At 62.3% G+C, this 12,569-nt stretch carries 12 protein-coding genes; 7 read left to right on the plus strand and 5 right to left on the minus strand.

Annotated elements, in window-relative coordinates; all coding sequences use genetic code 11:
- Positions 1–105: 105 nt before the first annotated feature.
- Positions 106–636 carry a gluconate 2-dehydrogenase subunit 3 family protein gene (locus ACLBKR_RS12780; RefSeq protein ID WP_113340626.1) on the minus strand — a complete coding sequence of 177 codons (531 nt, stop codon included), beginning with the start codon at positions 634–636 and terminating at the stop codon, positions 106–108.
- 131 nt (positions 637–767) lie between these two features.
- Complete coding sequence (locus ACLBKR_RS12785; RefSeq protein ID WP_113340942.1) at positions 768–1,163, minus strand: VOC family protein; 396 nt, start codon at positions 1,161–1,163, stop codon at positions 768–770.
- A 214-nt stretch (positions 1,164–1,377) separates the two neighbouring features.
- Here ACLBKR_RS12785 and ACLBKR_RS12790 point away from each other — a divergent pair, with 214 nt between their 5' ends.
- A complete protein-coding gene (locus ACLBKR_RS12790; RefSeq protein ID WP_113340627.1) occupies positions 1,378–1,686 on the plus strand; it encodes a ribbon-helix-helix domain-containing protein in 309 nt (102 codons plus the stop codon).
- Positions 1,687–1,767: 81 nt separating this feature from the next.
- Here ACLBKR_RS12790 and ACLBKR_RS12795 read toward each other — a convergent pair whose 3' ends face one another.
- Positions 1,768–3,099, minus strand: a complete 1,332-nt coding sequence (locus tag ACLBKR_RS12795) for a dicarboxylate/amino acid:cation symporter (protein WP_112828618.1) — start codon at positions 3,097–3,099, stop codon at positions 1,768–1,770.
- Positions 3,100–3,345: 246 nt separating this feature from the next.
- On the opposite strand from ACLBKR_RS12795, the gene ACLBKR_RS12800 reads away from it, so the two are divergent.
- Complete coding sequence (locus tag ACLBKR_RS12800; protein WP_113437104.1) at positions 3,346–5,175, plus strand: sensor histidine kinase; 1,830 nt, start codon at positions 3,346–3,348, stop codon at positions 5,173–5,175.
- Positions 5,176–5,179: 4 nt separating this feature from the next.
- A complete protein-coding gene (locus ACLBKR_RS12805) occupies positions 5,180–6,529 on the plus strand; it encodes a sigma-54-dependent transcriptional regulator (protein ID WP_113437105.1) in 1,350 nt (449 codons plus the stop codon).
- A 21-nt stretch (positions 6,530–6,550) separates the two neighbouring features.
- Here the strand turns inward: ACLBKR_RS12805 and ACLBKR_RS12810 are convergent, their stop codons facing one another.
- Complete coding sequence (locus tag ACLBKR_RS12810) at positions 6,551–7,021, minus strand: MarR family transcriptional regulator (RefSeq protein ID WP_113340629.1); 471 nt, start codon at positions 7,019–7,021, stop codon at positions 6,551–6,553.
- Between the two features lie 116 nt (positions 7,022–7,137).
- Entirely contained in the window at positions 7,138–7,680 is a 543-nt protein-coding gene (gene hpaR, locus ACLBKR_RS12815) for a homoprotocatechuate degradation operon regulator HpaR (protein WP_113340943.1), read from the minus strand.
- Between the two features lie 647 nt (positions 7,681–8,327).
- Here hpaR and ACLBKR_RS12820 point away from each other — a divergent pair.
- The 4 genes from ACLBKR_RS12820 (at position 8,328) to ACLBKR_RS12835 (ending at position 12,569) form a co-directional block, all read left to right on the plus strand.
- Positions 8,328–8,999 (plus strand): spermidine synthase, encoded by a 672-nt coding sequence (locus ACLBKR_RS12820; RefSeq protein WP_414899404.1) that lies wholly within the window; start codon positions 8,328–8,330, stop codon positions 8,997–8,999.
- 68 nt (positions 9,000–9,067) lie between these two features.
- Complete coding sequence (locus ACLBKR_RS12825; RefSeq protein WP_112828623.1) at positions 9,068–10,021, plus strand: sugar-binding transcriptional regulator; 954 nt, start codon at positions 9,068–9,070, stop codon at positions 10,019–10,021.
- A gap of 153 nt (positions 10,022–10,174) precedes the next feature.
- Positions 10,175–11,488, plus strand: coding sequence for an ABC transporter substrate-binding protein (locus ACLBKR_RS12830; protein WP_112828624.1), 1,314 nt, complete (start codon positions 10,175–10,177; stop codon positions 11,486–11,488).
- 208 nt (positions 11,489–11,696) lie between these two features.
- Positions 11,697–12,569: a carbohydrate ABC transporter permease gene (locus ACLBKR_RS12835; RefSeq protein ID WP_113457614.1), complete on the plus strand. Its 873-nt coding sequence runs from the start codon at positions 11,697–11,699 to the stop codon at positions 12,567–12,569.

Raw genomic sequence — 12,569 nt, forward strand, 5'->3', positions numbered from 1 at the left:
GGTTTCCTCCCAGGAATATCAGTCGGGAATGTCCTCAATGCGCCGCCGCCCCGCTATCGGCGGGTCTCCTCGGGCGGCTTGCATCGTCGGTATGCAATCGGGGCGTCAGAGCCATTCGAGATCGTCGAAGCCGCGGTGGATATAGCCGCCCTTCGAGAAGGACTCGCCCTCGTAGCCGAAGATCGGCCACAGCTCCTTCTGGTTATAGAGGCTGACCACGAGGTCGCCCCGCACCGCCTGGAAGAAGGGCGTCTTCTCGATGTCGCGCAGGATCGCCACACGCTCATCCTCCCAGCCAAGGCCGAAGTAGCCGCCGGCGCCGGCGCGCTTGTCGAGATCGGCGATGCCCTCCTCCACCAGCTTCTTGTGCGCGGGGTCCTTTGCCGCGAGATCGTCCTGCCCCTTGACGGCGATCGCATAGAAACGGTCGGCAAGCTGGTCGTGCGGATAGATATCGCGGGCGAGTTTGATGAGCGTCGCCATGGTTTCGGGCTTGAGGGCCTTGGCTTCGAGCGCCCAGGCCGCCTGCGGACAGATCACCGCCGAACCGCTGATGACGAGCAGCGCGCCCACGCTGCCGGTCTTCAGCAGGTCGCGGCGCGAAAGCCCGTCGGTCTTTTCGTAAAGCGTTACCACGTCAGTCTCCTCCCAAGGTCTTGTGGCAATCGACGGACCCTCATCCTCCGGCCCGTCGGGAGCGGCGCGCGAACGCGCCGCTCGATGTCATCGTACGGCCGGAAAGTCCTCCAACCCTCCGGCGGCACGGGTCACTTGAACCGTCCGTGACGTTGCAGGACCTCGATCTTGTAGCCGTCCGGATCGGTGATGAAGAAGAAGCGGGCGAAGAGCGCGCCGTCACGGTTGAACTCGACGATCTTGTTCGGGTTGAGCCCGAGATCCGTGAGCCTCTTGTGCTCGGCATCGAGATCGGTGACGCTGACGGCCAGATGGCCGTAGCCGTTGCCGAGCTCGTAGGCTTCCTCGCGGCCCTTGTTGACGGTGAGCTCGAGCTCGAATTCCGTCTCCGCATTGCTGAGATAGACCAGCGTGAAGGTGTCGAAATCCAACCTTTCGGCAATCTGCAGTCCGAAAGCCTGTTCGTAGAACGCGACGGAACGGGCTTCTTCCAGCACCCGGACCATCGAATGGATCATCTTCGCCAAGGGCAACTCCTGATTCATGCATTTCATCGATGCTGAAGAGTTTCCTATGACGGCGGCAAATCGGGTAGCAGCCCACTACCGCATGCATGATTTCGAGTGGTTTTTTTCGTATTCTTTCCGTTTGAGGGAAAGCGTTACGGCGATTTGCGAAATTGACCGCGGTCACGCCCGGTCCCATAATGGCTCAAAACAAGAAACGCCGGAGGAGCATGCCATGTGTGAAGTCTTTGCCGGACAGGACCCGGCCCGCTACCGCGCAGTCAACCGCTCGGTAAGGATCGGCGGCCACTCGACCAGCATCCAGATCGAGGCAGCCTTCTGGGACCTGATCGACGAGATCGCGGCGGGACAGTCGATGTCGACCTCGCGCTTTCTCTCTACACTCTATGACGAAGCGCTGGAGCGGAACGGCACGGTGTCCAATTTCGCCTCGCTTTTGAGGACAAGCTGTCTGATTTACCTGATGGGCAAGGCCCAGCAGCCGGATGTGCAGCAGCCCTTCCACATCATCGCTGCGGAATAGGCAATAAAAAACGCGGCCCGCTTCGAGGTCGGGCCGCGCTTTGCATTCGGTCGCCGTCTTGGGTTGGCGCCGAACGAACGCTTACTCCGCTGCCTGCAGCTCGGGACGCTTGACATCGTCCTCATAGACGACACCGCCGAGAGCCGCATGGAAGAGCTGCTCGTCGAGCTCGCCTTCCCAACGCGCAACGACGACGGTCGCAACCGCATTGCCGATGAAGTTGGTGAGCGCTCGGCATTCCGACATGAAGCGGTCGATGCCGAGGATCAGCGCCATGCCGGCAACCGGAACGGACGGGACGACCGAAAGGGTCGCGGCAAGCGTGATGAAGCCGGCGCCGGTGATCCCGGCAGCACCCTTCGAGCTCAGCATCGCAACGGCAAGCAACAGGATCTGGTCGCCGAGCGACAGGTGGATGTCTGTCGCCTGGGCGATGAACAGCGCGGCAAGCGTCATGTAGATGTTGGTGCCGTCGAGATTGAAGGAATAGCCGGTCGGAATGACGAGACCGACGACCGAGCGCTTGCAGCCGGCCTTTTCCATCTTGTTCATCAGGCCGGGAAGCGCTGCTTCGGAAGAAGACGTGCCGAGAACCAGAAGCAGCTCTTCCTTGATGTAACGGATGAGCGCGAGGATCGAGAAACCGTTGTAGCGGGCGACCGCACCGAGAACCACCACCACGAACAGGATGGAGGTGAGGTAGAAGGTGCCGATCAGCATGGCGAGGTTCGCGACCGACGCGATGCCGTACTTGCCGATGGTAAACGCCATCGCGCCGAAGGCGCCGATCGGGGCGGCCTTCATCAGGATGGCAACCAGCTTGAAGACCGGGTTGATGACGGCATGCAGGAAGTCGGTGACCGGCTGGCCGCGTTCGCCGACCAGCGCCAGCGAAATACCGAAGAGCACCGAGAAGAACAGCACCTGCAGGATATCCCCATCGGCAAAGGCGCCGACGATGGTCGTCGGGATGATGTTCATCAGGAAGCCGATGATACTCGAGTCATGGGCCTTTTCGGCGTAGGAAGCGACCGCCTTGGCGTCAAGCGAGGCCGGATCGATATGCATGCCCGAACCCGGCTGGATGACGTTGGCGACGATGAGACCGACAACCAGCGCCAGCGTTGAGAAGGTCAGGAAGTAGAGCATCGCCTTGCCGGCAACGCGACCCACCTTCTTCATGTCGGTCATGCCTGCAATGCCGGTGGAAACCGTCAGGAAGATGACCGGCGCGATAATCATCTTGACGAGCTTGATGAAGGCGTCGCCGAGCGGCTTCAACTGCGTGCCGATATCTGGATAGAAATGGCCGAGCAGGATGCCGGCTACGATCGCCGCCAGAACCTGGACGTAGAGATGCTTGTACAAAGGCTGCTTGCCCCCGGAAATCGGGGCCGCGGATGGGATATTCATGATGTCCTCCGTTTCGTACCCTGTCGGAACGAGTTCCGGCCTCCCGGGCACAGCGATATGAACGATAGCAACGGTTCAGCGTTGTATTTACCGAGCAGCAAGACTTGTGCCAGAATTGCGAAATATCGAATAAGCCATTGATATAAATGAGATTAAGCATTCACAGAATTGCCACAACCTCATGAAGAGTGCGATTTTCCGCACAAATCTCTTGGCTTTCCGTGCGATTTGACGCACAGTGAAGCCATGTTCTCTCGCCTCAAGATGAAGGATCGTTCCGCCTGGGCTGTCTTTGCCCTTGTCGCTGCGCTCATTCTCGCCGGCGGCTCCTATTATGCGGGCCGCGTCGGCCGCGACGAGGCCCTGGTGACGCTCTCGGAAGACGCCGGCAACGACGTGGCGCTGAAGAGCGCATTGCTCCAGGCCGTTCTGGAGCGGCCGCGATCCCTGCCGCTGGTGCTGGCCGACGATGCCGAGCTGCGCAGCGCGCTTTTCACCGAAAGCGAGGGCGCTATCGCCCATCTCAACCGGAAACTCGAAAAACTGGTCGAGGACAGCCAGGCCGCGGTCATCTACGTCATCCCGCCGAATGGCATCGCCATGGCGGCCAGCAATTGGCGGCAGACGGACAGTTTCGTCGGCAACGATTACAGCTTCCGGGAATATTTCACCCGTGCGATGGCGACGGGCAGCGGCGAGCACTACGCGCTCGGAACCGTGAGCAAGCGGCCGGGCCTTTACATTTCCCGCCGGGTCGAAAGCGGCGATGGCAGGGCGCTCGGCGTCGTCGTCGTCAAGGTGGAATTCGATGGACTGGAAAAGGACTGGGGTCTTTCCGGAAAGCCGACCTTCGTCACCGACCGCAACGGCATCGTGCTGATTACCAGCAGGCCGGAATGGCGTTTTTCCTCGATCGCCGCAATCCCCCCCGAAAAGCGCGAGGAGATCCGCGAGAGCCTGCAATTCGGCGAGGCCTCCCTGATGATGTTGCCGATTGCGCCGCCGCTTCAGGCGGGCGGCACGCCCCTCGTCAGGGTCAATGCCTCCGGCATGAGGGAAACCGGACGTTTTCTGGCGCTCGCCTTGCCCGTACCGACCACGCCATGGAGCCTGCACCTTCTGGTGCCGGCCGACGCCGCACTGAAAGCGGGCGCGCTGCAAGGCCGCCTGCTGGCGCTTGCCGGATTGCTGCCGCTTGTCGGCCTTGCCGCCTTCTGGCTTTTCCGCTCGCAGCGCACGCGCCAGCGCGAGGCGGAAGAGAGGGCGGCCCGGGACGAACTGGAGCGCAAGGTCAGGGAACGGACGGGAGAGCTCAGCCTCGCCCGTGACCGGCTGGAAACGGAAATCGAGGAACATCGCGCTACCGAAACGCGACTGCAGAAGGTGCAGCAGGAACTGGTGCAGGCAAACCGCCTCGCCATTCTCGGCCAGGTCGCGGCCGGCGTCGCCCATGAGATCAACCAGCCGGTCGCCACGATCCGCGCCTATGCCGACAATGCCAGCACCTTCCTTTCGCGCGGCCAGAGCGAACCGGCTGCGGAAAATCTTGCCTTCATCGCCAGGCTCACCGAGCGTATCGGCACGATCACCGACGAACTCAAGACCTTTGCCCGCAAGGGTCGCGCGGCTCCGGAGCCCGTGGGGTTGAAAACCGTGATCGACGGCGCGCTGCTGCTGCTCAGGAGCCGGTTCTCCGGTCGCCTCGACATGCTGCGTGTCGCCGATATCCCCGCCGACGTTCAGGTGCTCGGCAACCGTGTCCGGCTGGAACAGGTGCTGATAAACCTCTTCCAGAACGCGCTCGAAGCCATAGCCGGCCGCGCCGATGGCCGCATTGATGTATGCCTCGGCGAGAGCAACGAAGGCGAAGCCGCAATCGTCGTCACCGACAACGGCCCCGGCATCCCGCCCGAAATCCTCAAAGGTCTGTTCACGCCGTTCAACACCTCCAAGGAAGGCGGCCTCGGCCTCGGGCTGGTGATCTCCAAGGATATTGTCGGGGACTATGGCGGACGCATCGCCGTCGACAGTGGCCCGAACGGCACAACCTTCACCGTAACCCTGAAACGAGCCTGAGACGATGCAGGACAAGACCGACATCATCCTCATCGACGACGACGCCGACCTGCGCCGGGCCACCCGGCAGACGCTGGAACTGGCCGGCTTCGCAGTGGAGGATCATGCCGACGCCAAGTCTGCCCTCGGCGTGCTTTCGGCCGCATCTCCCGCCGTGGTCGTGACCGATATTCGCATGCCCGGCATGGATGGACTGGAGCTCTTCGCCCGCCTCAAGACCATCGATCCGGACCTGCCCGTCATCCTGATTACCGGCCACGGCGACATCGCCATGGCCGTACAGGCGATGCATGACGGCGCCTACGACTTCATCGCCAAGCCGTTTCCGGCGGACCGGCTGGCGCAGACCGTGCGCCGTGCGGTCGAGAAACGCCGTCTGGTGCTGGAGAACCGGGCGTTGCGGAAGGCGGCGGAGGAAAGCAGCGACGACTTGCCGCTCATCGGCCAGACGCCCGCCATGGAACACCTGCGCCAGACACTCCGCCAGATCGCCGACACCGATGTCGACGTGCTGATCGCCGGCGAGACGGGAAGCGGCAAGGAGGTCGTGGCAACCCTGCTGCATCGCTGGAGCCGCAGGCGAAGCGGCAATTTCGTCGCCCTCAACTGCGGCGCGCTGCCGGAAACGGTGATCGAAAGCGAACTGTTCGGTCACGAGGCCGGTGCTTTCACCGGCGCCCAGAAGAAGCGCATCGGCCGCATAGAACATGCAAGCGGCGGCACGCTTTTCCTCGATGAGATCGAAAGCATGCCGGTCGCGACACAGGTGAAGATGCTGCGCGTTCTGGAAATGCGGGAAGTAAGCCCGCTCGGCACCAACGAGGTGCGTCCCGTCGACCTTCGGGTGGTCGCCGCGGCGAAGATCGATCTCGGCAATCCGGCGGAGCGCGGCGATTTTCGCGAGGACCTCTATTATCGCCTCAATGTCGTGACGGTTTCCATTCCTCCGCTACGCGAGCGGCGGGCGGACATCCCTCTCCTGTTCTCCCACTTCCTGACCCGCGCCGCCGAACGCTTCCACAGGGAGGTGCCGCGGCTGACATCCGCCGTGCACCGACATCTCGAAAGCCATTCCTGGCCGGGCAATGTCCGCGAACTCGCCCATTATGCGGAGCGGGTGGCCCTCGGCCTCGCCGAGGCGCCCGCGCTCTCCTCGACCGCGGGCGCAATGGCGTCCAACGGCCATGCAAGCCTGCCGGAGAGAATGGAACAGCACGAAGCCGAATTGATCCGCGCGGCGCTGATCGAGAACGGCGGCGACGTCCGCCGCACGATCGAGGCGCTGCAGATTCCCCGCAAGACCTTCTACGACAAGCTGCAGCGGCACGGCATCAATCGGGCGGACTATGAATAGGAATGCTCCAAAGGACGCCCGCTATTCGTCGTCGATGCGCAGCGGCGCGCGACTGTGCTCGTTGCTCGCCTCCGCCGCCTTGTAGAGAAGCTTCACCAGCACCTCGCCTTCGCCGACCGAAAGCCCGGCGAGAATGCGTTGCTGCACCTTCTCGACCAGCGGCTCGATATCGTTGCGAACACGCTTTCCCTCCGCCGTGAGATGGAGTTGCTTGGCGCGCCGATCCTGGCTGCTGGTGCCGCGATGCACCAGTCCCTTGTCGACCAGCCGGCTGACCACCCCGCCTATGGTGGCGCGGTCATAGGCGATACGTGCCGCAAGCGTCGCCTGATCGATCCCGGGCGCGACCTCGATCTCGGCCAGGGCCGCATATTGAACCGGCGTAAGGTCGTATCCCGCCCGGCCGACCTCTTCGAGGAAGAGCGAGACGGCCGCCTGGTTCAGGCGGCGGATCAGGTGTCCCGGGCTATGCGCGATTTTCGATATGCTCATACCGGCCTCCGGGCCTCATCCGCAGAGCCCCGCGGAACCGCTGGACGTCATCTGAGGCGCTTAGATAGGGCGGAAATAACCGGCTGCCACAGGGGATATGCCGGAAGAAGACAGGTTCAATCGTCGGCGACGAAGCCGGCGGCGGCATCCACTTCGGAGACATCGACCTGCGCCATGGCGCCCTCAAGCTCTTCGAGAAGCTTCTGCAGGTCGCGCATCCGCTCGGCCCCGTAGGCATGGATGATCTCGCTGTAGATCTCGTCGGAATGACGGGTCATCTTCTCGATCAGTTCGAGGCCTGCCGCGCTGATCGAAATGCGGGCACGGCGCAGATCGTTTTCGTCAGGATGGCGCTCGATCAGGTGGCGGCCTTCGAGTTCCTTGAGAATCCGCGACAGGCTTGGCCCGAGCAGGAACGTGGCGCGCGCCAGTTCCGTCACCTCGATTTCCTTCACCGAGACCAGCGCACGCAGGATGCGCCACTGCTGCTCGGTGATGTCGTACATGCGTAGCGCATTGCGGAAATGCTTCATGACGGATTCACGGGCTCGCAACAGGAGCATCGGCATGGACCGCGAAAAATGGCGCAGCCGCAATCGTTGCGCGCCCGCGCCGCCATCCCTCTGGCCCTCGTCACCCTCTCCGTATTTGTCCACCATGCCGTCCCCACGGAAATCCCGCCGCCGCATCGAAAGAGATGCAAGGACGGGCCCCCTTATAATTTCAAGAATAACTCATATGCCCTTGCTTGGCGTCTCTATACCAATCATTGCCCGCCACCGGCAAGAATGCGCATCCACCGGGAAAACGGGATTGGTCGCGCGGACGGCGCCACCGCAGCCAACGGCATCCGCCCGGGACCGAAGCACCGTTATCCACACATGATTAACACGTTAATCATTAAAGCGCAGCTTCGCGATTCAACCCCTTGACAATCTTCTCCGAATGCCATCTTATTAACTTGTTAAGTTCGCTTTCACCCCTCGAGGAGGCCGTCTGCTGCACCTGGTGCCGGACGGGAGGGGGCTTCAAAAACTCCGGGAGGGAGGAGAGTGCCGGTTGGCGTGGGAGGACGCCATTACCGGCATTTCTCGTTTAAGGGCACGCAAATGCCGCCTGCCTTCAAAGACCGAATCGCCCGGTCGATACGGCGGCTGTCCGCTCCCATCAAAAGCCACCCGAAACGTCCGCGACGGGATCGCCGGCAGAGTGAGCGACAACATCGCCGCTCGTCCCTCGATTGAAGTATGGCATCTGCTCGTGATAGGAGAGCGCGACACGCCCGCAGACAGCAAGAAAGACCGGCATGATCCCCTGGAAGCAGCTCGATATCGCCAGCATTCCGGGCGGCGGTGAATTGCGTCTCAAGCAGCGGGGAACCGAATTCTCGATCATGCTCGGCACCAACGAGCTGATGAACAGCCGTCTCAGCGGCTCGGAAGAGGCGCTCGCCACGCTTTCCTGCGAGCATATCAAGGACAAGAAACGCCCGGCCGTGCTCATCGGCGGGCTTGGCATGGGCTTCACCCTCCGTGCGGCGCTTGCCGTCCTGCCCGAGGATGCGGAAATCACCGTCGCCGAACTCGTGCCGGCCGTCGTCGCGTGGGCGCGCGGCCCGATGGCCGAAATCTTCAAGGGCAGCCTCGACGATCCGCGCGTTCGGGTCCATGAAGGCGATGTCGGCGCGCTCATCCGCACGTCCCCCGGCAAATTCGATGCCATCATGCTGGACGTGGACAACGGTCCGGATGGCCTGACCCGCACCTCGAATGACGGTCTCTATGATTTCGGCGGCCTGAATGCGTCGAAGACCGCGCTTCGGGCAAACGGCGTGCTGGCCGTCTGGTCGTCGGGCCCCGATGCCGGCTTCACCCGCCGCCTGCAAGGCAGCGGTTTTGCCGTGAAGGAAGTCAATACCCGCGCCAACGGCAAGCGCGGCGGCGCCCGCCACGTCATCTGGCTGGCGAGCAAACGGTGACCTCCCCGCAACCGCCGAATTGACACCAAACGGCTGCAACGCTACTCAAAATCGAGCAAAGGATTTCGATGGCGAAAAGAGCTGGCAATCTCGGACGGCTTGACGATGCGGCCCGCGCCGGCTGGCTTTATTATGTCGCCGGTCGGACTCAGGACGAGATCGCCGCCGCCATGGGCATTTCCCGCCAGAGTGCCCAGCGCCTCGTGTCTCTCTCCGTCGCCGAAAAGCTGATTAAGGTCCGTCTCGACCATCCGATCGCGGTCTGCATGGAACTCGCGGAAGCGGTGAAGCAGAAATATGGACTGCGACAGGTCGAGATCGTCCCCACCGACCCCGGTTCAGATGCGGCCCCGACCGGTGTTGCCGAAGCCGGTGCCGCCGAACTGGAGCGCTGGCTGAAGCAACCCGAACCGCTCATCATCGCCATGGGCACGGGACGTACGCTGCGCGCCGCCGTCGACCAGTTGTCGCCGATGGAGTGTCCGCAACACCGCATCGTGTCGCTCACCGGCAATATCAGCCCCGACGGCTCCGCTGCCTATTACAACGTCATCTTCTCCATGGCTGACGCGATCAAGGCGCGCCATTTTCCCATGCCGCTGCCGGTGCTCGTTTCCTCCCGGGCCGAACGGGAACTCCTGCACCAGCAGGCGCTCGTCCGGCCGACCATCACGCTCGGCACAAAGGCCGATGTGACCTTCGTCGGCATCGGTGAAATCGACCCGCAGGCCCCTCTCCTGCTGGACGGCTTCCTGCAACCGCAGGAAGTGGAAAGCCTGATGCAGGCGGGCGCGACCGGCGAGATCTGCGGCTGGACATTCGATGCGGACGGCAGGCTGCTCGACAACCCCGTCAACGAGCGGGTGGCCAGTATTCCGCTGCCTTCGCGGGAGACCTCCTGCGTCATCGGATTGGCCCGCGGCAGGCGCAAACATGCGGCCATTCGCGCCGCGTTGCGTGGCGCCCATATCAATGCGCTCATTACGGACGAGGATGCAGCCCGCTTTCTGCTGCTTCCCTGACATCCCCGATAACAACATTTTTCCTTTCAAATCAAGCGACTTAACCGTCGCCTTCGGCGCTGCAGCATGGAATCGGCATTGACTCTGTCCGCAGCAAAGTGAGAAATTGCTCACGAGCAAAGCGAATGCTCATTTTTCTTCTGGGAGGAAGATATGACATTGAAGACGATCCTGCTGGGCGCCTGCTCGGTATTGGCCATGGCTGGCCTGGCTTCCGCCGAAACCCTCACCATCGCCACCGTCAACAACGGCGACATGATCCGGATGCAGAAGCTGACGGACGACTTTAAGGCGAAGAATCCGGACATCGACCTCGAATGGGTGACGCTCGAGGAAAACGTGCTGCGCCAGAAGGTGACGACCGATATTGCCACCAAGGGCGGCCAGTTCGACGTGTTGACGATCGGCACCTACGAGGTTCCGATCTGGGCCAAACAAGGCTGGCTCCTGCCGCTCGACAATCTCGGCGCCGACTACGACGTCGACGATCTCCTGCCGGCGATCCGCTCGGGTCTGACGGGAGAGGACGGCAAGCTCTACGCCGCGCCCTTCTACGGCGAAAGCTCGATGGTCATGTACCGCAAGGACTTGATGGAAAAGGCCGGCCTGACCATGCCCGACGCTCCGACCTGGGACTTCATCGCCGATGCGGCCCGCAAGATGACCGACAAGGCCAACGAGGTCTATGGCATCTGCCTGCGCGGCAAGGCCGGCTGGGGCGAGAACATGGCTTTCCTGACGGCCACGTCCAACGCCTTCGGCGCCCGCTGGTTCGACGAGAACTGGAAACCCCAGTTCGATCAGCCGGAATGGAAAACCACTCTGGACTTCTACGTCAATCTGATGAAGGACGCCGGTCCTCCGGGCGCCTCCTCCAACGGCTTCAACGAAAACCTGGCACTCTTCCAGACCGGCAAGTGCGGCATGTGGATCGATGCAACGGTGGCAGCCTCCTTCGTCTCGAACCCGAAGGAATCCACGGTCGCCGACAAGGTGGGCTATGCGCTCGCTCCCGACGCCGGCCTCGGCAAGCGCGGCAACTGGCTCTGGGCCTGGAACCTCGCAATCCCGGCAGGCACTCAGAAGGCGGGAGCCGCCGAGAAGTTCATCGCCTGGGCAACCGGCAAGGACTACCTGAAACTGGTCGCCGACAAGGAAGGCTGGGCCAACGTTCCTCCGGGAACCCGCACCTCGCTCTATGAAAACCCGGAATACCAGAAGGCAGCACCCTTCGCGAAGATGACGCTCGACTCGATCAACGCCGCCGATCCGAAGAACCCTTCGGTCAAGCCCGTTCCCTATGTCGGCGTGCAGTTCGTCGCCATTCCGGAATTCCAGGGCATTGGCACCGCCGTCGGCCAGCAGTTCTCTGCCGCCCTCGCAGGACAGGTCAGCGTCGACCAGGCGCTCAAGAATGCCCAGCAACTGACCGAGCGCGAAATGATGAAGGCCGGTTACATCAAGTAAACTCCCGTGGACTGTGGTCGGACGACGAGAGCGTCCGGCCCGCCTGGAGCGGGAGAGAAAGAGAAGCCTCAGCTCTCCTCCTTTCTCCCGCTTCTTTTTTTACCGGCGACATCGAGGAACCGGGCGATGGCTCAGTGTCCCTCGCCGACGTGGACCGGCATGGGTCGCCGAGAGTTGAACACCGAGATCGAGAAAGCGCGGAACCGTCATGGCGACTACGCACACCCACTCCTCGGCGCGCCTGATGATGGCGCCCTCCGTTCTGCTCCTGCTGGCATGGATGATCGTGCCGCTGGTGATAACGGTCTACTTCTCCTTCCTGCGCTACAACCTGCTGATGCCGGGGATGGAAGAGTTTGCCGGTTTTATGAATTACCGGTTCTTCCTGACCGACCCTGCCTTCTTCGCGGCCTTGACCAACACCCTGCTGCTCGTCGGGGGCGTTCTCGCCATCACCGTGATCGGCGGCATTGCCTTCGCCCTGCTGCTCGACCAGCCGATGTTCGGCCAGGGCATCGTGCGCATTCTGGTGATCGCACCCTTCTTCATCATGCCGACGGTTTCCGCGCTGGTGTGGAAAAACATGCTGATGAACCCGGTCAACGGGCTCTTCGCCTGGATCGCCAAGCTCTTCGGCCTGCAGCCGGTCGACTGGCTCGCCAATTATCCGCTGCTGTCGATCGTCATGATCGTCGCCTGGCAATGGCTGCCCTTCGCCACGCTGATCCTTCTGACCGCGCTGCAATCGCTCGACGAGGAACAGAAGGAAGCCGCCGAGATGGATGGCGCAGGCCCCGTTTCCAAACTCGTCTATATCATCCTGCCCCATATGGCCCGCGCCATCACGGTGGTGATCCTGATCGAGACGATCTTCCTGCTCTCGGTCTTCGCCGAAATCCTCGTCACCACCAATGGCGGTCCCGGCTACCAGAGCACCAACATCACCTATCTCGTCTATGCCCAGGCGCTGCTGCAGTTCGACGTGGGCGGAGCATCCGCCGGCGGCATCGTCGCCGTGGTGCTCGCCAACATCGTCGCCTTCTTCCTCATCCGCCTGATCGGCAAGAATCTGGAGAGCTGA

This window comes from Paenirhizobium cremeum (assembly GCF_047553425.1).
GTDB lineage: Bacteria > Pseudomonadota > Alphaproteobacteria > Rhizobiales > Rhizobiaceae > Allorhizobium > Allorhizobium cremeum.

Excerpts from the sequence above, each read along its gene's own strand:
- ACLBKR_RS12820 (WP_414899404.1), top strand. The coding sequence starts at position 8,328 with ATGATCCCCTGGAAGCAGCTCGATATCGCCAGCATTCCGGGCGGCGGT.
- ACLBKR_RS12825 (WP_112828623.1), top strand. The coding sequence starts at position 9,068 with ATGGCGAAAAGAGCTGGCAATCTCGGACGGCTTGACGATGCGGCCCGC.
- ACLBKR_RS12805 (WP_113437105.1), top strand. The coding sequence starts at position 5,180 with ATGCAGGACAAGACCGACATCATCCTCATCGACGACGACGCCGACCTG.
- hpaR (WP_113340943.1), bottom strand. The coding sequence starts at position 7,680 with ATGGTGGACAAATACGGAGAGGGTGACGAGGGCCAGAGGGATGGCGGC.
- ACLBKR_RS12800 (WP_113437104.1), top strand. The coding sequence starts at position 3,346 with ATGTTCTCTCGCCTCAAGATGAAGGATCGTTCCGCCTGGGCTGTCTTT.
- ACLBKR_RS12830 (WP_112828624.1), top strand. The coding sequence starts at position 10,175 with ATGACATTGAAGACGATCCTGCTGGGCGCCTGCTCGGTATTGGCCATG.
- ACLBKR_RS12790 (WP_113340627.1), top strand. The coding sequence starts at position 1,378 with ATGTGTGAAGTCTTTGCCGGACAGGACCCGGCCCGCTACCGCGCAGTC.
- ACLBKR_RS12795 (WP_112828618.1), bottom strand. The coding sequence starts at position 3,099 with ATGAATATCCCATCCGCGGCCCCGATTTCCGGGGGCAAGCAGCCTTTG.
- ACLBKR_RS12835 (WP_113457614.1), top strand. The coding sequence starts at position 11,697 with ATGGCGACTACGCACACCCACTCCTCGGCGCGCCTGATGATGGCGCCC.
- ACLBKR_RS12810 (WP_113340629.1), bottom strand. The coding sequence starts at position 7,021 with ATGAGCATATCGAAAATCGCGCATAGCCCGGGACACCTGATCCGCCGC.